The organism is Pseudomonas fluorescens (genome assembly GCF_012974785.1).
Lineage (GTDB): Bacteria > Pseudomonadota > Gammaproteobacteria > Pseudomonadales > Pseudomonadaceae > Aquipseudomonas > Aquipseudomonas fluorescens_BT.
Genome location: NZ_CP027561.1, coordinates 5,577,790 through 5,597,867 on the forward strand (window position 1 = coordinate 5,577,790; position 20,078 = coordinate 5,597,867).

19 protein-coding genes are annotated in these 20,078 nt (G+C 62.9%); 9 read left to right on the forward strand and 10 right to left on the reverse strand.

Annotated features, from left to right (window positions below; all coding sequences use genetic code 11):
* Positions 1-6 precede the first annotated feature (6 nt).
* From nusB to nrdR, 6 genes are all read right to left on the reverse strand, one after another.
* On the reverse strand, positions 7-507 hold the full coding sequence (gene nusB, locus C6Y56_RS25405; RefSeq protein ID WP_169432102.1) for a transcription antitermination factor NusB: 501 nt from the start codon (positions 505-507) through the stop codon (positions 7-9).
* Positions 504-980: a 6,7-dimethyl-8-ribityllumazine synthase gene (gene ribH / locus C6Y56_RS25410; RefSeq protein WP_003228649.1), complete on the reverse strand. Its 477-nt coding sequence runs from the start codon at positions 978-980 to the stop codon at positions 504-506. Before ribH ends, nusB begins: the two co-directional genes overlap by 4 nt.
* A gap of 91 nt (positions 981-1,071) precedes the next feature.
* Entirely contained in the window at positions 1,072-2,163 is a 1,092-nt protein-coding gene (gene ribBA, locus C6Y56_RS25415; RefSeq protein WP_169432103.1) for a bifunctional 3,4-dihydroxy-2-butanone-4-phosphate synthase/GTP cyclohydrolase II, read from the reverse strand.
* A 16-nt stretch (positions 2,164-2,179) separates the two neighbouring features.
* The gene (locus tag C6Y56_RS25420; protein WP_085712322.1) at positions 2,180-2,842 is read right to left on the reverse strand and encodes a riboflavin synthase; all 663 of its coding nucleotides are present in this window, start codon (positions 2,840-2,842) and stop codon (positions 2,180-2,182) included.
* A gap of 47 nt (positions 2,843-2,889) precedes the next feature.
* The gene (gene ribD / locus C6Y56_RS25425) at positions 2,890-4,023 is read right to left on the reverse strand and encodes a bifunctional diaminohydroxyphosphoribosylaminopyrimidine deaminase/5-amino-6-(5-phosphoribosylamino)uracil reductase RibD (RefSeq protein ID WP_169432104.1); all 1,134 of its coding nucleotides are present in this window, start codon (positions 4,021-4,023) and stop codon (positions 2,890-2,892) included.
* Positions 4,020-4,484, reverse strand: a complete 465-nt coding sequence (nrdR, locus tag C6Y56_RS25430) for a transcriptional regulator NrdR (protein ID WP_003228656.1) — start codon at positions 4,482-4,484, stop codon at positions 4,020-4,022. The genes ribD and nrdR overlap by 4 nt, the downstream gene beginning before the upstream one ends.
* Before the next feature lie 128 nt (positions 4,485-4,612).
* Here nrdR and C6Y56_RS25435 point away from each other — a divergent pair, with 128 nt between their 5' ends.
* Genes C6Y56_RS25435 through trxA form a run of 3 tightly spaced genes read left to right on the forward strand, consistent with a single transcriptional unit; the run spans position 4,613 to position 6,642 of the window.
* The gene (locus tag C6Y56_RS25435; protein WP_169432105.1) at positions 4,613-5,077 is read left to right on the forward strand and encodes a YbaY family lipoprotein; all 465 of its coding nucleotides are present in this window, start codon (positions 4,613-4,615) and stop codon (positions 5,075-5,077) included.
* Positions 5,074-5,730: a class I SAM-dependent methyltransferase gene (locus C6Y56_RS25440; protein ID WP_169432106.1), complete on the forward strand. Its 657-nt coding sequence runs from the start codon at positions 5,074-5,076 to the stop codon at positions 5,728-5,730. Before C6Y56_RS25435 ends, C6Y56_RS25440 begins: the two co-directional genes overlap by 4 nt.
* A gap of 39 nt (positions 5,731-5,769) precedes the next feature.
* Positions 5,770-6,642 carry a thioredoxin gene (gene trxA, locus C6Y56_RS25445; protein ID WP_065259542.1) on the forward strand — a complete coding sequence of 291 codons (873 nt, stop codon included), beginning with the start codon at positions 5,770-5,772 and terminating at the stop codon, positions 6,640-6,642.
* Between the two features lie 4 nt (positions 6,643-6,646).
* On the opposite strand, the gene C6Y56_RS25450 is transcribed toward trxA, so the two are convergent.
* Positions 6,647-7,006 (reverse strand): hypothetical protein, encoded by a 360-nt coding sequence (locus C6Y56_RS25450; protein ID WP_169432107.1) that lies wholly within the window; start codon positions 7,004-7,006, stop codon positions 6,647-6,649.
* Positions 7,007-7,141: 135 nt separating this feature from the next.
* Here C6Y56_RS25450 and C6Y56_RS25455 point away from each other — a divergent pair, with 135 nt between their 5' ends.
* The 5 genes from C6Y56_RS25455 (at position 7,142) to C6Y56_RS25475 (ending at position 11,189) form a co-directional block, all read left to right on the forward strand.
* Positions 7,142-7,744, forward strand: a complete 603-nt coding sequence (locus tag C6Y56_RS25455) for a DUF2796 domain-containing protein (RefSeq protein ID WP_169432108.1) — start codon at positions 7,142-7,144, stop codon at positions 7,742-7,744.
* Positions 7,745-7,758: 14 nt separating this feature from the next.
* On the forward strand, positions 7,759-8,469 hold the full coding sequence (locus C6Y56_RS25460) for an ABC transporter ATP-binding protein (protein WP_169432109.1): 711 nt from the start codon (positions 7,759-7,761) through the stop codon (positions 8,467-8,469).
* A 1-nt stretch (position 8,470) separates the two neighbouring features.
* Positions 8,471-9,736, forward strand: a complete 1,266-nt coding sequence (locus C6Y56_RS25465) for an ABC transporter permease (RefSeq protein ID WP_064599744.1) — start codon at positions 8,471-8,473, stop codon at positions 9,734-9,736.
* Between the two features lie 11 nt (positions 9,737-9,747).
* The gene (locus C6Y56_RS25470) at positions 9,748-10,266 is read left to right on the forward strand and encodes a DUF3299 domain-containing protein (RefSeq protein ID WP_169432110.1); all 519 of its coding nucleotides are present in this window, start codon (positions 9,748-9,750) and stop codon (positions 10,264-10,266) included.
* A gap of 224 nt (positions 10,267-10,490) precedes the next feature.
* Positions 10,491-11,189, forward strand: coding sequence for an OmpW/AlkL family protein (locus tag C6Y56_RS25475; RefSeq protein WP_169432111.1), 699 nt, complete (start codon positions 10,491-10,493; stop codon positions 11,187-11,189).
* A gap of 189 nt (positions 11,190-11,378) precedes the next feature.
* On the opposite strand, the gene C6Y56_RS25480 is transcribed toward C6Y56_RS25475, so the two are convergent.
* Both C6Y56_RS25480 and C6Y56_RS25485 read right to left on the reverse strand, forming a co-directional pair.
* Positions 11,379-12,308, reverse strand: coding sequence for an NAD-dependent epimerase/dehydratase family protein (locus tag C6Y56_RS25480; protein WP_169432112.1), 930 nt, complete (start codon positions 12,306-12,308; stop codon positions 11,379-11,381).
* Positions 12,301-13,185 (reverse strand): sugar nucleotide-binding protein, encoded by an 885-nt coding sequence (locus tag C6Y56_RS25485; protein WP_169432113.1) that lies wholly within the window; start codon positions 13,183-13,185, stop codon positions 12,301-12,303. The genes C6Y56_RS25480 and C6Y56_RS25485 overlap by 8 nt, the downstream gene beginning before the upstream one ends.
* 178 nt (positions 13,186-13,363) lie before the next feature.
* Between C6Y56_RS25485 and C6Y56_RS25490 the strand changes: the two genes are divergently transcribed.
* Entirely contained in the window at positions 13,364-17,659 is a 4,296-nt protein-coding gene (locus C6Y56_RS25490; RefSeq protein ID WP_169432114.1) for a DEAD/DEAH box helicase, read from the forward strand.
* A gap of 152 nt (positions 17,660-17,811) precedes the next feature.
* Here C6Y56_RS25490 and C6Y56_RS25495 read toward each other — a convergent pair whose 3' ends face one another.
* Positions 17,812-19,917, reverse strand: a complete 2,106-nt coding sequence (locus tag C6Y56_RS25495) for a mechanosensitive ion channel family protein (RefSeq protein WP_169432115.1) — start codon at positions 19,915-19,917, stop codon at positions 17,812-17,814.
* Positions 19,918-20,078 lie beyond the last annotated feature (161 nt).

Sequence of the window (20,078 nt, forward strand, 5' to 3'; positions counted from 1 at the left end):
CGCGGATCAGCGCTTGAACGCCTTCACTTCAGCTTCACGCAGGCGCGGGGCCAACTTGTCGAGCACGCCGTTGACGAACTTGTGGCCGTCGGTGGAACCGAAGACCTTGGCCAGTTCGATACCTTCGTTGATCACAACGCGGTACGGCACGTCGACGCGCTTGAGCAGTTCCCAGGTGGACAGGCGCAGAACCGCCAGTTCAACCGGGTCCAGCTCTTCGATCGCCAGGTCCAGGCAAGGCGTGAGCGCGGTGTCGATTTCGGTACGGTTGGCCGGAACTCCATGGAGGATTTCACGGAAGTACGCGCCATCGACATCGGTGAAATCGTTATCGACCCGGAACTGCGCTTCGATCTCGTTCAGCGAAGCCTTGGCCATGTGCCATTGATACAGGGCCTGAGTCGCGAGCTGACGGGCTTCGCGGCGCTTGGCGCTTTTCGATGGCTTGCCGGCATCCGCAGGTTTCGGATCGCGCGGGTTGAAACGATCGCTATCGTCGCTAATCACTTGGCCTCCAACTGCGCCAGCAGGCTGACCATTTCCAGAGCGGACAGGGCAGCTTCAGCACCTTTGTTGCCGGCCTTGGTGCCGGAACGTTCGATGGCTTGCTCGATGGAATCAACGGTCAGGACGCCGAAAGCGACCGGTACGCCGAACTCCATGGACACCTGGGCCAGGCCCTTGGTGCACTCGCCAGCCACGTATTCGAAGTGCGGAGTGCCGCCACGAATGACCGCGCCCAGGGCGATGATTGCTGCGAACTCGCCTTTCTGGGCGACTTTCTGCGCAACCAGCGGGATTTCGAAGGCGCCAGGTGCGCGGATGATGGTGATGTCGCTTTCGCTCACGCCGTGGCGAACCAGGGCATCAACTGCACCGCTGACCAGGCTTTCAACCACGAAGCTGTTGAAACGGCCCACTACCAAAGCGTAGCGGCCTTTAGGGGCGATGAAGGTACCTTCGATGGTCTTCAGGGTCATTCGTCAGATCTCTTAAAGAGCCGGGACGCGTCTGTTTCGCGTCCCTCAGTGATTTATTTGCCGCGAATTCGGAGCCGGAAACAACCGGTCATTATTCGGAGGGCACGTATTCTACAACTTCCAGATCGAAACCGGATATCGCATTGAACTTCATCGGCGCCGACATCAGGCGCATTTTGCGCACGCCGAGGTCGCGCAGGATCTGCGAACCGGCACCGACGATGCTGTAGGTGGTCGGTTTTTTCGGCGCGGCCTGATCGCCGGTTTCGCGGATATGCGCCAGCAGCACGTCGCCATCCAGTGGGTGACCGAGCAACAGCACCACACCGCTGCCGGCCTCGGCGACCGCAGCCATGGCGGCGCGCAGGCTCCAGCGGCCCGGTTGCTTGACCATCAACAGGTCGCGCAGCGGGTCCATGTTGTGCACGCGAACCAGGGTCGGCTCTTCGGCGCAAACGGTGCCCAGGGTCAGTGCCATGTGCACGTCGCCTTCCACGGAATCACGATAGGTCACCAGGTTGAATTGGCCCAGTTCGCTGTCCAGTGGCTGCTCGGCAATCCGCTGAACGGTACGTTCGTGGATCATCCGGTAGTGAATCAGGTCGGCGATGGTGCCGATCTTGATGTTGTGTTCAGCCGCGAAGGCTTCCAGTTCGGCGCGACGGGACATGGTGCCGTCGTCGTTCATCACTTCGCAGATCACGCCGCTCGGCTCGAAACCGGCCATGCGCGCCAGGTCGCAGGCGGCTTCGGTGTGGCCGGCGCGGGCCAGGGTGCCGCCGGCCTGGGCCATCAACGGGAAGATGTGGCCCGGGCTGACGATGTCTTCGGCTTTCGCGTCTTTCGCGGCCGCCGCTTGCACGGTGCGTGCGCGGTCGGCGGCGGAGATGCCGGTGGTCACGCCTTCGGCCGCTTCGATCGAGACGGTGAACTTGGTGCCGAAACCGGAACCGTTGCGCGGTGCCATCAGCGGCAGCTTCAGGGTTTCGCAGCGCTCACGGCTCATCGGCATGCAAATCAGGCCACGGGCGTGCTTGGCCATGAAGTTGATGTGCTCGGCCTTGCAGCATTCGGCGGCCATGATCAGGTCGCCTTCGTTCTCGCGGTCTTCGTCATCCATGAGGATGACCATCTTGCCTTGGCGGATGTCTTCTACCAGTTCTTCGATGCTATTGAGCGCCACAAGGCACCCCCTTCAGTCAGGATTTGAGGTAGCCGTTGGCGGCCAGAAAGCTTTCAGTAATGCCACCGGACGTCGGCTCTGCAGCCTTGTCGCCCAACAGCAGGCGCTCCAGATAACGCGCCAGCAAGTCGACTTCCAGGTTCACCCGGCGACCCGGCTTGTAGGACGCCATGATGGTTTCGCTCAGGGTGTGCGGAATGATCGTCAGCAGGAATTCGGCGCCATCGACCGCGTTCACGGTCAGGCTGGTGCCATCGACGGTGATCGAGCCTTTGTGGGCGATGTACTTGGCCAGCTCTTTCGGCGCGCGGATGCGAAATTCCACGGCGCGGGCATTGTCGCTGCGCGAAACCACTTCGCCGACACCGTCGACGTGACCGCTGACCAGATGGCCGCCGAGACGGGTGGTCGGGGTCAGGGCTTTTTCCAGGTTGACCGGGCTGCCGCTTTTCAGATCATTCATGGCGGTGCAGTCGAGGGTTTCGCGACTGACGTCGGCGGCAAAGCCGTCGCCCGGCAGTTCCACGGCGGTCAGGCACACGCCGTTGACCGCGATGCTGTCGCCGAGTTTGACGTCGCTCAGGTCGAGCTTGCCGGTTTCGACATGCACCCGCACATCACCGCCCTTTGGGGTCAGTGCGCGGATACTGCCGATGGATTCGATGATGCCGGTAAACATGGGGTTCTCCTTGAGAACGAAGCCAGCGCTAACGCGATGGCCGGGAATTATACGCTCGCCGATGAGACAGGGATTGCAGTGACTCGCCAGTCATCGCCAACCGCGCGAATTTCAGTGATTTTCAGCTCCGGCGCATCCTTCATACAGGCCAGCGGCCAGTCCAGCAGCGGACGCGCCGTGGAGCCGAGAAACTTGCCGGCGATGAAGATCACGAACTCGTCCACCAGACCAAGCTGGGCAAACGCGCCGGCCAGTCGCGGACCGGCCTCGACCAGCACTTCGTTGACGCCACGGTTGGCCAGTTCGATCAGCAACTGGCGCAGATCGACCTGACCGTCATCGCCCGGCACGATCAGGCATTCCGGGCCGTGGGCGTACTGTTCTTCGATGGCCACGCAGGTGGCGACCAGCGCCGGGCCGGCCTTGAAGAACGGTGCATCCAGCGGCACTCGCAGACGCCCGTCGATCAGCACCCGCAGCGGCGGACGGCTCAGGGCCAGCGCGGTTTGTTCGGCATCCAGCCCCAGCTCTTCGCCGCGAACGGTCAGGCGTGCACCATCGGCCAGCACCGTGTCGGCGCCGGTCAGCACCACGCTGGCCTGGGCGCGCAACCGCTGCACCGCCGAACGCGCGACAGGGCCGGTGATCCATTGGCTCTCGCCGCTTTCCATCGCCGTGCGGCCGTCGAGGCTCATGGCCAACTTGACCCGCACGAACGGCAAGCCGTGTTCCATGCGTTTCAGAAAACCTTGATTGAGCTTGCGCGCCTCAGTTTCCAGCACACCGCTTTCAGTGGCGATGCCGGCATCGGCCAGACGCTGCAAACCGCGCCCGGCGACCTGCGGATTGGGATCGCGCATCGCCGCGACCACCCGGCCAACACCGGCATTCACCAGCGCATCGGCGCAGGGCGGTGTGCGGCCGTGGTGGCTGCAAGGTTCGAGGGTCACGTAAGCCGTGGCACCCCGGGCCAGTTCACCGGCGGCGCGCAGGGCGTGGACTTCGGCATGGGGTTCGCCGGCACGTTCATGCCAGCCTTCACCGACAATCTGCCCGTCACGCACAATCACGCAGCCAACCCGTGGATTGGGATGAGTCGTGTAGTGCCCCTTGCGTGCCAGCTCCAGGGCCCGGGCCATGAAGTGGGCGTCGAGGATGGCCTGCTCGGCGGCGGTGGTCATTCTTTCACCGGTTCGCGGGCAAGGCGATCGATCTCTTCGCGGAATTCGTTGAGGTCCTGGAAGCGGCGGTACACGGAGGCGAAACGGATGTAGGCCACTTCATCGAGCTTTTGCAGCTCGGCCATCACCAGTTCGCCGACCACGAGGGATTTGACCTCACGCTCGCCGGTGGCGCGCAGCTTGTGTTTGATATGGACCAGCGAGGATTCGAGACGCTCGACGCTCACCGGACGTTTCTCCAGGGCGCGCTGCATGCCGGCGCGGAGCTTTTCTTCGTCGAACGGTTGGCGGCTGCCGTCGGTTTTGATCAGGCGCGGCAACACCAGTTCGGCCGTCTCGAACGTCGTGAAACGTTCGCCGCAGGCCAGGCATTCACGCCGGCGGCGCACCTGTTCGCCCTCGGCGACCAGACGCGAGTCGATGACCTTGGTGTCGTTGGCACCGCAGAAGGGACAGTGCATGGTGGCTGGCAACAAAAAAAGGGAGGGCCATGGTAGCGCATCCCGGTGGCAAGACAAGCCATAGGCTTTGCGGTATACAGACTGCCATGATCGTTTGATCCATGGATTTCATTTTGACGGAGCCACCAATGTCGTTACGACCGCTCGTTTTGCTCAGTGTTTTCAGCCTGCTGGTGGCCTGCGGCAGCGATGCACCCAAGCCGCAGCCGCCAACGCCGGGCCCGGCGCCGCAACAGGCGCAGAAAAAGGCCAAAGAAGCTGCCGACCTCGGCCCGCTGCCTGCGTATCAACGTGAACTGAGCGGCACCCTGCAAGGCGTGCCGACGGGCGCCGAAGTCGAACTGGCACTGCTGGTGATCGATGAGAAAGGTCGCCCGCAACAATTGCTCGCCAGCTCCAGCCTGATCGGCAACAACCAGGTTCTGCCGTTTCGCCTGCGCTTCAACCCTGATGCGTTCCCGGCCGGGGCGCGGGTCGAACTGCGTGGCCGCGCCACACAGTCCGGCCAGTTGATCCTGCATCTGCCGTCGCAGACCATCAGCCAGCCGACCACCCAGGCCCTGGGCCAAATGCAATTTGTCAAAGCGCCATGAATGCACCGCTGGACCTGCAACAGGCGTTGGGCGAGTTGCTCGGCGACGCCCGACTGGTGACCTGCCCGCTGCCGGACACTGATTTGAAGCTGTGGCTGATCGACGGCGACAACATGGCCCGGGAGTTCAGCCCGGAGGAAACCCGGCGAATCCTGCACGAACCGCCGTACTGGAGTTTCTGCTGGGCCAGCGGCCTGGCGGTGGCGAGGTATCTGGCGGAGTTTCCTGAGTGGGTTCGAGGCAAACGCGTGCTGGATTTCGGCGCCGGTTCCGGGATTGCCGGCATCGCGGCGGTGAAGGCCGGGGCGCTGGAGGTGGTGGCCTGCGACCTCGACCCGCTGGCGATTGCCGCCTGCCGGGCCAACGCCGAACTCAATGACGTACAGATGAGCTATTCCACGGACTTCTTCGCCGAGGCCGATCGCTTCGATCTGATCCTGGTGGCCGACGTTCTCTACGACCGGGAAAACCTGCCGCTGCTCGACGCGTTTCTCAGTCGCGGCCGCGAAGCGCTGGTGGCTGATTCGCGAGTTCGGGATTTCCGTCATCCGCTGTACCGGCGCATCGAAATGCTCGAAGCCATGACCCTGCCGGATCTGGCCGAGCCCGAAGAGTTTCGCCATGTCAGCCTCTACCACGCGGCCCGCGCCTGACCGTATAGTTGCCCCATTCACGCTTTTACGAGAGACCCCATGAGTCAGCAAACGCCGTACATCTTCGACGCCACGACGGCCGACTTCGACCAGTCGGTGATCGAGGCCTCCTTTCAAAAACCGGTGCTGGTGGATTTCTGGGCCGAATGGTGTGCGCCGTGCAAGGCGTTGATGCCGATGCTGCAAGGGATCGCCGAGAGCTATCAGGGCGAGTTGCTGCTGGCCAAGGTCAATTGCGATATCGAACAGGACATCGTCGCCCGCTTCGGCATCCGCAGCCTGCCGACCGTGGTGCTGTTCAAGGACGGTCAACCGGTGGACGGTTTTGCCGGGGCCCAGCCGGAATCCGCCGTGCGCGCCCTGCTCGAACCTCACGTAAAAATGCCACCACCGGCAGCGGCTGATCCGTTCGAGCAAGCCCAGGCGCTGTTCGATGACGGCCGTTACGCCGATGCCGAAGCCGCGCTGGTGGTGATGCTCAACGAAGACAACACCAACGCCAAGGCGCTGATTCTCTACGCCCGATGCCTGACCGAACGCGGCGAGCTGGGCGAAGCGCAAACCGTGCTCGACGCGGTCAAGAGCGACGAACACAAGGCTGCACTGGCGGGCGCCAAGGCGCAGATCAAGTTCCTCGGCCTGGCCCGTGACCTGCCGGATGCCGCCGACCTGAAAAGCCGTCTGGCGCAGAACCCGCAGGATGATGAGGCGGTGTATCAACTGGCGATCCAGCAACTGGCCCGTCAGCAATACGAAGCAGCACTCGACGCGTTGCTCAAGCTGTTCATCCGCAACCGCAGCTACGGCGAAGGCCTGCCGCACAAGACCTTGCTGCAAGTGTTCGAACTGCTGGGCAACGATCACCCGCTGGTGACTGCCTACCGGCGCAAGGTGTTTGCCGCGCTGTACTAAGCGCTTACTCGATCCAGCTGTAGAGCGGCGTATCCCCGCCGCTCGCCACTTTCACGTCCGACGAATGCCGCAGGCGCACCAGCAGGCGCTTGCCCGCCGCCGCGCTGCCGGTCAGCCCTTCGAGCTGATCCAGCAACTCCGGCCCGCTGAGTTTTCCGGCCTTGCGCAACAGATCCCTGGCGACCTGCCACAACGCGTCATCCTGATTGACCGGTTTCGCCACAGGCGCCGCTGCGGCTGTCTGCGGCTGGTTGGCCTGCACCTGCACACCGAACTGCGAACCGAGCCGCGCCCAATCGCTTTCATCCAGTTCCAGGGTCAAATCCACCGGCAATTCGCCGACGGTTCCGCGTATCCGCAACATAAGCTTTTCTCCCGCACATTTCTGACCTGCATGCTCCCATGGGACTTGTGTAACGCCAAGCGGGCGGGCAAACTCTGCGCACTTTCGTTATAAGATTACATAACAAACTCTTCACTTTACTTCCCGGAGTTCGCCATGCGTCGTCTGCTGCTCGCTTTGCCGTTTGCCCTGTTGCCGCTGGCCATCGCCCAGGCTGCCGATGAACATGACCACGATCATGAACACGGCAGCCTCGGTGCCCACGAACATGGCGTCGGTCGCCTGAACGCCGCGCTCGATGGCCAGACACTCGAACTGGAGCTGGAAAGCCCGGCGATGAACCTGGTCGGCTTCGAACACGTCGCCACCAGCGATGCCGACAAGGCCAAGGTCGCCGCCGCCCGCGCACAGCTGGAAAAACCATTGGCGCTGTTCAGCCTGCCGGCCGCCGCCGGTTGCAAAGTCGTCAGTCAGAAACTGGAAAGCCCACTGTTCGGCGACAAGCCGGATGCCGACGATCACGACGATGATGACCACGACGAAGACGCCAAAGGCGGCGACGCCCATCACCACGATCACAGCGAAATCCACGCCCACTATCAGTTCACCTGCGCAGCGCCGGGTGCGTTGAATACGCTGGATCTGGCCAATATTTTCAATACGTTCCCGGCCACCCAGAAAATTCAGGTACAACTGATCGGACCGAGCGGCCAGCAAGGCACCGAAGTGACGGCCAAGGCCGCCGCCCTGAAATTCTGATCACGAACGGCGCCATGACCCAAGCACTCATCGAACTGTCCGACCTGGGCTTCAACTGGCCCGGTCACCCGCCGCTGCTGGACATCCCGGCGTTTCGACTGGAACCGGGTGAAACCCTGTTCCTCAAGGGCCCCAGCGGCAGCGGCAAGACCACGCTGCTCGGGCTGCTCGGCGGCGTGCAGAAACCCGGTCGCGGCAGCATTCGCCTGCTCGGCCAGGAACTGACCGAACTGGGTGCCGGCGCCCGTGATCGCTTTCGCGTCGATCACACCGGCTACATTTTCCAGCAGTTCAACCTGCTGCCGTTTCTCTCGGTGCGCGAGAACGTCGAGCTGCCCTGCCACTTTTCAAAGCTGCGTGCTGAACGTGCCAAGCAACGTCACGGCAGCGTCGATCAGGCAGCGGCGACGCTGCTCGCCCACCTGGGTTTGAAGGACGAAAGCATTCTTGGCCGTCGCGCCGATTCGCTGTCGATCGGTCAGCAGCAACGGGTCGCCGCTGCGCGTGCATTGATCGGTCAACCGGAACTGGTGATCGCCGACGAACCGACTTCGGCACTGGATTACGACGCCCGGGAAAACTTCATTCGCCTGTTGTTCGCCGAGTGCCGCGAGGCCGGTTCGAGCCTGTTGTTCGTCAGCCACGACCAGAGTCTGGCGCCGCTGTTCGACCGTCATCTGTCCCTGGCCGAACTCAATCGCGCCGCCACGCCTGCCGAGGTCTGAGATGTATCTGTTCCGTCTGGCCATGGCCAGCCTCGCCAACCGCCGTTTCACCGCCCTGCTCACCGCGTTCGCCATAGCCCTCTCCGTCTGCCTGCTGCTGGCGGTTGAGCGGGTGCGCACCGAAGCCAAGGCCAGTTTCGCCAGTACCATCAGCGGCACCGACCTGATCGTCGGCGCCCGTTCCGGTTCGGTGAACCTGTTGCTGTATTCGGTGTTTCGCATCGGCAACGCCACCAACAACATCCGTTGGGACAGCTTCGAGCACTTCGCCAGCAACCCGAAAGTTAAGTGGGCGATTCCGATGTCCCTCGGTGATTCCCATCGCGGCTACCGGGTGATGGGCACCACCGAAGCCTATTTCGAGCATTACCAGTACGGTCGCCAGCAGCACCTGGAACTGGCGGACGGCCGCGCCTTCGCCACCGATCCGTTCGAAGTGGTGCTCGGTGCCGAAGTGGCCGAAGCGTTGCATTACAAGCTCGGCGACAAACTGGTGCTCGCCCACGGCGTGGCGGCGATCAGTCTGGTCAAGCACGACGACAAACCGTTCACCGTGGTCGGCATTCTCAAGCGCACCGGCACGCCGGTAGACCGCACCTTGCACATCAGCCTCGGCGGCATGGAGGCGATCCACATCGACTGGCACAACGGTGTGCCGGCCCGTGGCAACGGACGGATCAGCGCCGATCAGGCACGCAACATGGACCTGACGCCGCAAGCGATCACCGCGTTCATGCTCGGCCTCAACAGCAAGATTTCGACCTTTGCCCTGCAACGGGAGATCAACGAATTCCGTGGCGAGCCGATGCTGGCAATCCTGCCGGGCGTGGCCTTGCAGGAGTTGTGGAGCCTGATGAGCACCGCCGAAAAAGCGTTGTTCGTGGTGTCGTTGTTCGTGGTGCTCACCGGATTGATCGGCATGCTCACCGCGATTCTCACCAGCCTCAACGAGCGTCGCCGCGAAATGGCGATCCTGCGTTCGGTGGGCGCGCGACCGTGGCACATCGCGAGCCTGCTGGTGCTGGAGGCGTTTGCTCTGGCACTGACCGGGGTGATCGCCGGACTGGCGTTGCTGTACATCGGCATCGCCGCGGCACAGGGTTATGTGCAGGCCAATTACGGGTTGTATCTGCCGCTGGCGTGGCCAAGCGAGTATGAATGGACGCTGCTCGGTGGCATTCTGGCGGCCGCGCTGCTGATGGGCAGCGTGCCGGCCTGGCGCGCGTATCGCCAATCCCTGGCCGATGGCCTGTCGATCCGTTTATGAGGATGTTCACCATGCCCCGCGCTGTACTCGCGCTGCTGTTGCTCGTCGCTCTGCCCGCCTGGGCAGCAGCGCCGAAAGACCTGACCTGGTCGGAGATGATCCCGCCGGACGCGGCGCCCGAAGTGCCGAACATGACGCCGCTGCATGACCTCTCGAAGATGAGCGATGCGCTGTCCGCCGAGTCGGCACCAGCAGCCAAACAAGACCTGCCCAACGCCCCGGTGGTGCAAAGCCTCGACGGTCAGAACATCCGCCTGCCGGGCTACATCGTGCCGCTGGAAGTCAGCGAGGAAGGCCGCACCACGGACTTCCTGCTGGTGCCGTACTTCGGCGCCTGCATCCACGTGCCGCCACCGCCGTCGAACCAGATCGTGCACGTGAAAAGCGAAGTCGGCGTGAAACTCGACGAGCTGTATCAGCCGTACTGGGTCGAAGGGCCGTTGCAGGTCAAGCCGTCCACCAGCGAACTGGCTGACGCCGGGTATCAGATGGAAGCGGACAAGATTTATGTGTACGAACTGCCGGAGTAAATCCCGATAGTTTTGTACCGGTTGATCAATCGCTTTCGCGAGCAAGCCCGCTCCCACATTTGGAATGCATTCACCTGTGGGAGCGAGCCTGCTCGCGAAGGGGCCGGCAAAGGTTCCACAAATAAACCCGCCATCACTGTTTCATTGAGCTGAGTCAAAAGACCGTATCAGACGGATTCGTACCATAGGACATCAAACATTTTTAACGTCCTTTGGGAGCTTCCATGAACAAGTCCTTGCTCAGCGCTTCGCTGTTTGCCCTCGCGCTCGCAGCCCCGCTCGCCCACGCCCACGAAGCCGGCGACATCATCGTTCGTGCCGGTGCGATCACCGTCAACCCGAAGGCCGACAGCTCCAGCGTCAAGGTCGATCAGGGTCCGCTGAGCGGCACCAACCTGGGCGGCAAGGCAACCATGAGCAGCGACACCCAACTGGGTCTGAACTTCGCCTACATGCTGACCAACAACATCGGCATCGAGCTGTTGGCCGCCTCGCCGTTCGAGCATGACGTGAAGCTCAAGGGTACTGCCCTGCCGGCTGCCAACGGCAAACTCGGCACCCTCAAACACCTGCCGCCAACCCTGAGCGTCGTCTACTACCCGCTGGACGCGAAGTCGCCGTTCCAGCCGTACATCGGTGGCGGTATCAACTACACCTGGATCTACGACGAGCACGTCGGCAGCGAAGCCCAGTCCAACGGCTTCAGCAACTTCAAGGCGAAAAACTCCTGGGGTCTGGCCTGGCAGGTCGGCGCCGACTACATGCTGACCGACAACATCATGCTCAACGCCCAGGTGCGCTACATCGACATCGACACCCGCGCCACCGTCGAGAACAACGCCGTGGCCCCGGGCACTCGCGCAAAAGTGAACGTCGACGTCGATCCATTTGTGTACATGGTCGGTCTGGGCTACAAGTTCTAAGCGAGCAATCAAAGAACGTTCACGTGGTGGTGAATGAGGCTTGGTGGCGGGCTGACTCAGAACTGACGGCGATGTTACGCCATCGACCGGGGAGCAAGCTCCCTCGCTACAGGAAACCGGTTTGAAACCCGATTTCCGGCCGTGAAAAAGGCGCCTGTCAAAGGCGCCTTTTTCATGTCTGCGAGAAGCTCAGCGGCCGAGCAGACGTGCCAGGCCAACGCTCATCGGCGTTGGCGTCGGGCACTTGAAGCGCTCGAGCAAGCGACCGTTGTTCGCCCGCGAATGACGGATGTCACCGGAACGCGCCGGGCCATAACTGACCGGCGGCAGCTCACCGACCACCGCTTCCAGCGCGGCCAGCATCTGCTTGAGGTTGGTCGCCTGATTCCAGCCGACGTTCACCGCACCGACATCCACTTGCGGCTTTTCCAGAGCCTGCACCAGCACATCGACCAGGTCTTCGACGTACATGAAGTCCCGGGTCTGCTCGCCATCGCCGAACACGGTGATCGGCAAACCTTTCTGCGCGCGTTCGCTGAAGATGCTGATCACGCCGGAGTATGGCGAGGACGGATCCTGACGCGGGCCGAAAATGTTGAAGAAGCGGAAGATCGCCGGTTCCAGACCATGCTGGCGACGGTAGAAATCGAAGTAATGTTCGCCCGCCAGCTTGTCCGAGGCGTACGGTGTCAACGGCGCCTTCGGCGTGTCCTCGTCGATCGACTCGCCCTCGCCATTGTTGCCGTAGACCGCTGCGCTGGAAGCGAACAGCACACGCTTCACGCCGGCCTCGCGCATGGCTTCGCAAACGTTGAGCGTACCGATGAAGTTGCTCTGGTGAGTTTTCACCGGATCATCCACCGACGCCTGCACCGAGGCCACGGCGGCCAGGTGCGCGACTGCGCTGCAACCTTGCATCGCACGGGCGACCAAAGCGGCATCGGCGACATCACCGACGATCAGTTCGACCTCGGGATTGTCCAGCGGCAGGTTGCTGCGTTTGCCGGTCGACAGGTCATCGAGGATCCGTACCGAATGGCCGTTGGCGAGCAACGCGTCAGTCAGGTGCGAACCGATGAAGCCGGCGCCGCCAGTGATTAAAACAGGGCCTTCAGCCATGACGATAAAACCTATCCAGTAAGCCCGGGAGTGCGGCACGCCAGGCGCGCGGCTTGATCCCGAAAGTGTGCAGAATCTTCTTGCAGGCCAGCACCGCGTGTTGCGGTTCTTCGGCGGCATCCTCACGCGCGGCGTGAGCCTGGGCGGTCGGTTCTTCGATCGCCAGCGGATGCAGGCTGCGAGCCTCTGAGAGAATCGCCTGCCCCAGCGCCAGCGGCGTGGTCGCCTCATGGCCGGCGTAGTGGTAAGTGCCCCACAGCGGCGCGGCGCAATCGAGTTGTTTGAGTACCGAGATGATCACCCGGGCCGCATCGTCGACCGGGGTCGGATTGCCGCGACGGTCGTCGGCCAGCAGCAATTCGTCCGGCTTTTCAGCACGAGCGAGGAAGCGGCCGAGGATGCCTTCCGGGCTGTCGTCCAACAACCAGCCGAAACGCAGCAGCACGTGTTGCGGACAAGTGGCCCGCACGCTCTGCTCGATCCGCCACAGCGCCTGACCACGCAGGCCCAGCGGCACCGGTTCATCCTTTTCGCTGTAGGCGGTGGCGCGGGAACCGTCGAATACCCGGTAGCTGGAGGGCTGGACCAGCACGATATTGTGGTGCTGGCACAGTTCGGCCAGACGCTCGATGGCGCGTTCTTGACCCGACAGACGGCTTTCACTGACGGTCTCAGCCTGGAACCAGTCGAAATAGTAGGCAAGGTTGATCAACGCATCGGGACGAGTGTCGTCGAGCAGTTGAGTCAGGCTCGCGGCATCCCAGCCGTCTTCGGGAGGGCGGGGGGCGAGGAAACCGATGTCTTCCTCCGCACCGAGGCGAATCAGCGCCTGCCCAAGGGCATTTCCGCCGCCCAGTAACATAAGGCGCATTCGCATAGAGTCAGCAGGCCCAGTCTGATTGGAACGATGGCTTTGGCGACGATGTTTGGTACAGCGTCGTCGATAATTGCCGGAATCGTTGCATTTTGCGGGTTTAGTGCGCAACCGTCACCCGTAAAGTGTAGATCTCCAGCGGTACTTGCAACTTCGCCCGCCCACCCGCATAACTGCAGACATGAATCTGCCCATCCCCAAGGACGCGGCGCTGGCAGGCTTTCACCCCGCCGTCAGCGCCTGGTTCAGCCGCACATTTGCGACGGTCACCGCCGCCCAGGCCCGCGCATGGCCGTTGATCCGCCAGCGCCGTTCGACGCTGATCGCCGCACCCACCGGCTCCGGCAAGACCCTTACCGCGTTCCTCGCGGTGCTCGACGAACTGGTCCACCGCGGCCTGGAAACGCCTGACGGCCTGCCGGACGAAACCCTGGTGGTCTACGTTTCGCCGCTCAAGGCGCTGTCCAACGACATCCGCATCAACCTGCAGAATCCGCTGGCGGGAATCACCGAACAGTTACGCCAAATGGATCTGCCGGCGCTGGAAATCACCACCGCCGTGCGTACCGGCGACACCCCGCAAAAAGACCGCGCCGCCATGCGCAAGAGCGCGCCACACATTCTGGTGACGACTCCGGAATCGCTCTACGTGCTGCTCGGTTCCGAATCCGGCCGCAAGATGCTCGGCACCACGCGTACTGTCATCGTCGATGAAATACACGCCATCGCTGCCGGCAAGCGTGGCAGCCACCTGGCCTTGAGTCTCGAACGCTTGCAGGCGTTGTGCACCGAACCGCTGACCCGCATCGGCCTGTCGGCCACGCAAAAACCGATCGATGCGGTCGCACGGTTTCTGGTCGGCCATGAGCGCCCCTGCGAGATCATCGACATCGGTCACGCGCGCCCACGGGATCTGGGCATCGAAGTACCGCCGGTGCCGTTGTCCGCCGTAATGGCCAATGACGTCTGGGAACTGGTCTACGACCGTCTCGCCACGCTGGCCCGTGAACACCGCACCACGCTGATTTTCGTCAACACCCGACGCCTGGCCGAACGCCTGAGCCGACATCTGAGCGAACGCCTTGGCAAACATGCCGTGGCGGCGCACCACGGCAGTCTGGCCAAGGAGTTTCGCCTCGACGCCGAGCAACGGCTCAAGCGCGGCGAGCTGCAAGTGCTGATCGCCACCGCGTCGCTGGAATTGGGGATCGATATCGGCGAAGTCGACCTCGTGTGTCAGATCGCTTCGCCGCGCTCGATTGCCGGTTTTCTGCAACGGGTCGGCCGCTCGGGACACCAGGTCGGCGGTACGCCCAAGGGGCGCCTGTTCGCCACCACCCGCGACGACCTGATCGAATGCGCCGCGCTGCTCGACTGCGTGCGCCGGGGTGAACTCGATACGCTGCACATCCCCCAAGCGCCGCTGGACGTGCTGGCGCAACAGATCATCGCCGAGGTCAGTTGCCAGGAATGGGGCGAGGACGATTTGCTCGCACTGTTCCGCCGGGCCGAGCCCTACGCCCGCCTCGACGAAAAACATTATCAGGCGCTGCTGGGCATGCTCGCCGAGGGTTACAACGGCCGTCAGGGCATCCGCAGCGCCTACCTGCACCGCGACGCGGTGAGCCGAACCCTGCGTGGGCGGCGCGGTGCGCGGCTGACAGCGGTCACCAGTGGCGGCACCATCCCGGACAACGCCGACTACAGCGTATTGCTGGAACCCCAAAGCCTGAACATCGGCAGCGTCAACGAAAACTTCGCCGTGGAAAGCATTGCCGGTGATGTGTTCCAGCTCGGCAATACTTCCTACCGAATCCTGCGGGTGGAAACCGGCAAGGTGCGGGTCGAGGATGCCCAGGGCCAGCCGCCGACCATTCCGTTCTGGCTCGGCGAGGCCCCGGGGCGCAGCGATGAACTGTCGGCGGCCGTGGCTCGGCTGCACGCGCAACTCGATCAATTGCTCAGTGCCTGCCCCGGCAATCTGCAACCTGCCCTCGACTGGCTGACCGACACCCTCGGCCTGAACCTGGCCAGCGCCGAACAGCTCGTGGATTATCTGGCCCGCGCCCGCCTCGCCCTCGGCGCCCTGCCGTCCCGGGACACGCTGCTGATGGAGAGGTTTTTCGACGAGTCCGGCGGCACCCAACTGATCATCCATTCGCCGTTCGGCAGCCGCATCAACCGTGCCTGGGGTCTGGCCCTGCGCAAGCGTTTCTGTCGCACCTTCAACTTCGAATTGCAGGCCGCCGCCAGTGAAGACGCCATCGTGCTGTCGCTGTCCACCAGCCACAGTTTCGAGCTCGATGACGTCTGGCGTTATCTGCACAGCAACAGCGCCGAGCACATCCTGATTCAGGCGGTGCTGGATGCACCGCTGTTCGGTGTGCGCTGGCGCTGGAATGCCGGGGTGGCGCTGGCCCTGCCGCGTTATGCCGGCGGGCGAAAAGTCGCGCCGCAGTTGCAGCGAATGAAAAGCGAAGACCTCATCGCCAGCGTGTTTCCCGATCAGATCGCCTGCCTGGAAAATCTCGCCGGCGAACGGGAAATTCCCGAGCATCCGCTGGTGGAACAGACCCTCGACGATTGCCTGCACGAGGCGATGGACTGCGAAGGCTGGCTGCAATTGCTGCGGCGCATGGAATGCGGCGAAGTGCGGCTGATCGCTCGCGACCTGCCGGCGCCCTCGCCGCTGGCGGCGGAAATCCTCAGTGCCCGCCCCTACACCTTTCTTGACGATGCACCACTGGAAGAGCGGCGGACCCAGGCCGTGCTGAATCGCCGCTGGAGCGATCCGCAATCCACCGATGACCTCGGCGCGCTGGACGCCGACGCGATCGACGCCGTGCGCGAAGAGGCGTGGCCGACGCCGAACAGCGCCGATGAAATGCATGAAGCGCTGATGAGCCTGGCCTGCATCAGCGGCCGCGAAGTCGAGGCCAACCTGCATTGGCGCGACTGGCTGAATGCGTTGGCCGAGACCGGGCGAGCCTGCCAACTGCAAATCGATCCCGAGCATTCGCTGTGGCTGGCGCGGGAACGCCTGACCTGTCTGCAAGCGCTTTATCCACAGGCGTCTTCGGCACTGCCAGCACTGCCAGGTTTCGATGAAGCCTGGACCACCGACGATGCCTTGGTGGAAGTCATCCGCGCACGACTGAGTGCATTCGGCCCCCTGCCACTGGAGGCCATCGCACAACCGCTGTCATTGCCGCCCGCACACGTCCATCAAGCCCTCGCCCAACTGGAACGTGAAGGCTATGTGCTGCGCGGTCGGTTCACCCCGGGGCTGACGATTGAAGAATGGTGCGAACGGCATCTGCTGGCGCGAATTCACCGCTACACGGTCAAGCGCCTGCGCCGGGAAATCGAGCCGGTGGCGTTGCAGGATTTCATGCGGTTTCTGTTCGACTGGCAGCACGTGTCCCCGTCCACCCGTGGTCAGGGCAGCGCCGTGTTGCCGGCGATTATCGGTCAGTTCGAAGGCTACCCGGCAGCGGCATCGGCGTGGGACAGTGACATTCTTCCGGCCAGGCTCAAGGATTATTCGCCGAGCTGGCTGGATGATCTGTGCCGCAGTGGAAAACAGGTGTGGATGCGACTCAGCGCCCGGCAGAAAACCAGCGGAACGGCGCTTCGCAGCACACCGGTCGTATTGCTGCCACGCAGTCAGGTCGGGTTATGGAGTGCGCTGGCCGAGCAGACACCCGCCAGCGAACTGTCACCCAAGACGCACAAAGTCTTCGAGGCCCTCAGCCAGCATGGGGCGCTGTTTTTCGATGAGCTGATTCATGAAGCGCACCTGCTGCGCACCGAACTGGAAATCGCCTTGCAGGAATTGGTCGGCGCCGGTCTGGTGAATGCCGACAGCTTTGCCGGATTGCGAGCGCTGATCACCCCGGCGGGCAAGCGCCAGCAACGCAGCAGTCGACGCGGGCGCGGGGCGTTTGTCGGCGGCATGGACGATGCCGGTCGCTGGGCGCTTTTACGTCGCGGGCCGGTGGTGGAAAACCGTCAAACGCCGTCGCCCGAAGCCCTCGAACACATCGCCATGACCTTGTTGCGCCGCTATGGCGTGGTGTTCTGGCGTCTGTTGGAACGCGAAGCCGATTGGCTGCCCAGCTGGCGCGAACTGCTGCGCACGTTCCATCGGCTGGAGGCGCGCGGCGAGATTCGTGGCGGGCGGTTTGTCAGCGGTCTGGCCGGCGAGCAATTCGCCCTGCCTGAGGCGATACCGCTTCTGCGCGAAGTCCGCCGTCGCCCTCCTGACGGCAGCCTGATCGCCGTGTGCGGGGTCGATCCGCTGAACCTCGCCGGCACCCTGCTACCAGGCACGAAAGTGCCGGCGCTGGCGAGCAATCGGCTGGTGTATCGCGACGGCCTGCCGGTCGCTGCCGAGGTCGCGGGCAAGCCGCAATTCTGGGTAGAACTGGATCAGGTTTCCATGGAGCAGGTGCGCAGCAAACTGATCCGGCATTGATGTAAACCGGTCTGGCCTCTTCGTCGGATCGCCGCCCGGACCAAGCCCGCTCCCACAATGGTTTGTGGTGCGGCTGCTATTTCGGCATCACACCGAGTCCTGTGGGAGCGGGCTTGCCCGCGAAGAGGCCGGTACATGCACCACAAGAACTCCTACTGAGTCGGCGATTGCGCTGGCAACACCACCGACGAATGCGCCGCTGGCGCCTCGTCTTCCTGTCGCCTGGGCAACAAGACCTGCTGTGGATAAGTCTGCGCGAAATGCACCCACGGGCTGTTATCCACAAGCTTTTTCAAACGCTGGTTGAACGCGCGGCTCACCGCGTATTGCCCGCCCGACACCGTGCGGAATTGCGCGGTCAGCACCACGCCGTTCAGGTCCATCTTGTCCACACCGAACACGTCCAGCGGCCCCTGCAGGTTGTACTTGAGGAACGGGTCTTCGCGAATCGAATCCCCGGCCTGACGAATCAGCTCGATGGCCTTGTCGACATCGGTGTCGTAGGTGAACTGCACCGAGAAAAACGCGAACGCAAACTGCCGCGATTGGTTGGTCACGGCTTTGATCTGGCCGAACGGCACCGAGTGCACGAAGCCCTTGCCGTCACGCAGGCGCAGGGTGCGAATGGTCAGGCCTTCAACTGTCCCGGCATGCCCGGAATCGAGCACCACCCAATCACCGATCGACAGGGTGTCCTCAATGATTATGAACAGCCCGGTGATCACGTCCTGCACCAGCTGTTGCGAGCCGAAACCGATGGCCAGACCGACCACCCCGGCACCGGCCAGCAGCGGCGCGACGTTGATCCCCAGATTGGCCATGGTGGTGATCGCACAGATCACCACCAGGATGATTTTGATCGCGTTGCGCAGCAGCGGCAGGATCGTTTTCACCCGGGTGCTGGGCTGGCGCGCCGAGCGTTTGCTGACCGGCGGTTTCAGCGCTTCCTGAATCGCCGTGTCGAGCACTACCCACAACAGCCACGTCACGAGAAAGATCAGGCCGATGCTGCTCAAGGCGTTGCTGATCGCCCGGCCGACCGTGCTGCTTTGTGCGAAGTCGATCAGTGACACGCCCCAGATCCGCCCGAGGATATCGATGAACGCAATCGCGATGACGATCCGCAGCAAGGCGTGCAACAGGCTGAGAAAGCGTTCCTTGTAGGCACTGCTACGCTGGATCGCCTCGGCCCGGCGCGACTTGAACAGGTGTTGCAGCACGGTGCTGAGAAATACCGTGCCGATCAGCAACACGGTGGTGAGCAACGCGCAGCGCAGGGCTTTCTGGTTGTCCTCGCCGATACCGATCAGATTGACCGCCGAGACCAGCACCATCAGCACGATCGGCCAGTACCAGAGCCCGGAAAAAATCCGCAGCGATTCCTGCAGCGACGGTTGTTTCAGGCGTTGGGCCAGCGGGCGATTACGGATCAGGTGCGCCACCGGCCGGCGCAAACGAATCACCAGCAGACCGAAGATGATCGACGCCAGCAGACCGGTGAACACCGCGATGCTGCTGGTGATGTTGCCGCCCAGTTGCCGGGCGATCTGCGGGCTGGTCAACGCATCACTCAACGCGGCGAGAAAGCCGATCAGGAACAGCGGTTTCGGGCAGTAGTCGCGAATGATCTGCGCAGCTCGTCGCTTGTGGCCGGTGTTGAACATCACCACCACGCACAACAGCATCGACGTGGAAAATGTCCCGCTGCTGGTGGCGTAGGCAAAACACAGCGCCAGCGCCCGACCGACCGAGGCCGACAGAAAATGGCTGACGTACAGGGTCAGCGGCAGACAGATGAGCGCGGGCAGCGTGTAGGGCAACAGATAACCGAGCAGATCCTGGCTGCGCTGGCGGGTACGCAGCCAGCGGCCCTCGCGCATCCGCTTGGCCAGAACGCTGCCAAGCACCGTCAACACAGCAAAGGTGCCGAGCCACACGCCGGACAGCATCATGAAATCTCCGGCCACGCTCCACCCCGAGCGATCCGATGGCTGATTGACCAGCCTGTCGACTTCATCCGCCGCCCGGTCGGCGCGCAGGCGCCAGGCGTCGACCAGATGCTCGTTGAGATCGAGTTTGTCCTGCACGTCGTCGATGCTGGAACTGATGGCACCGAGCAGACCGCCCTGCACGATCGGCTCCGGTTTGGCCGGCTCTTCACTGGCCGCCGGAACGCCCGGCAGGCTGGCAGCTTGCACGGCATGGCCGCCGAACAACAGCAATGCCCCCAATAGAATCGCGATCCCGAACCTGGTCAAAACGCAGAACTCCTTGGTTGAACCTGTAAGGAACTGATCGGTTTTGGCTTGGCAAAGTTCAAGAACGCCTTGAGAGCCGCATTTCGATCTTTGCTCTCAGGTCAAATATCAAATGCCCATCCCTGTATTTTTCCACCCTCAGCAAACCCCGACACTGCGCT

Bases quoted from the DNA above. Each gene is read 5' to 3' on its own strand.
- ribH (WP_003228649.1), bottom strand. From the start codon at position 980: ATGACCCTGAAGACCATCGAAGGTACCTTCATCGCCCCTAAAGGCCGC.
- C6Y56_RS25420 (WP_085712322.1), bottom strand. From the start codon at position 2,842: ATGTTTACCGGCATCATCGAATCCATCGGCAGTATCCGCGCACTGACC.
- ribD (WP_169432104.1), bottom strand. From the start codon at position 4,023: ATGACCACCGCCGCCGAGCAGGCCATCCTCGACGCCCACTTCATGGCC.
- nrdR (WP_003228656.1), bottom strand. From the start codon at position 4,484: ATGCACTGTCCCTTCTGCGGTGCCAACGACACCAAGGTCATCGACTCG.
- C6Y56_RS25435 (WP_169432105.1), top strand. From the start codon at position 4,613: ATGTCGTTACGACCGCTCGTTTTGCTCAGTGTTTTCAGCCTGCTGGTG.
- C6Y56_RS25440 (WP_169432106.1), top strand. From the start codon at position 5,074: ATGAATGCACCGCTGGACCTGCAACAGGCGTTGGGCGAGTTGCTCGGC.
- trxA (WP_065259542.1), top strand. From the start codon at position 5,770: ATGAGTCAGCAAACGCCGTACATCTTCGACGCCACGACGGCCGACTTC.
- C6Y56_RS25450 (WP_169432107.1), bottom strand. From the start codon at position 7,006: ATGTTGCGGATACGCGGAACCGTCGGCGAATTGCCGGTGGATTTGACC.
- C6Y56_RS25455 (WP_169432108.1), top strand. From the start codon at position 7,142: ATGCGTCGTCTGCTGCTCGCTTTGCCGTTTGCCCTGTTGCCGCTGGCC.
- C6Y56_RS25460 (WP_169432109.1), top strand. From the start codon at position 7,759: ATGACCCAAGCACTCATCGAACTGTCCGACCTGGGCTTCAACTGGCCC.
- C6Y56_RS25465 (WP_064599744.1), top strand. From the start codon at position 8,471: ATGTATCTGTTCCGTCTGGCCATGGCCAGCCTCGCCAACCGCCGTTTC.
- C6Y56_RS25470 (WP_169432110.1), top strand. From the start codon at position 9,748: ATGCCCCGCGCTGTACTCGCGCTGCTGTTGCTCGTCGCTCTGCCCGCC.
- C6Y56_RS25475 (WP_169432111.1), top strand. From the start codon at position 10,491: ATGAACAAGTCCTTGCTCAGCGCTTCGCTGTTTGCCCTCGCGCTCGCA.
- C6Y56_RS25480 (WP_169432112.1), bottom strand. From the start codon at position 12,308: ATGGCTGAAGGCCCTGTTTTAATCACTGGCGGCGCCGGCTTCATCGGT.
- C6Y56_RS25485 (WP_169432113.1), bottom strand. From the start codon at position 13,185: ATGCGAATGCGCCTTATGTTACTGGGCGGCGGAAATGCCCTTGGGCAG.
- C6Y56_RS25490 (WP_169432114.1), top strand. From the start codon at position 13,364: ATGAATCTGCCCATCCCCAAGGACGCGGCGCTGGCAGGCTTTCACCCC.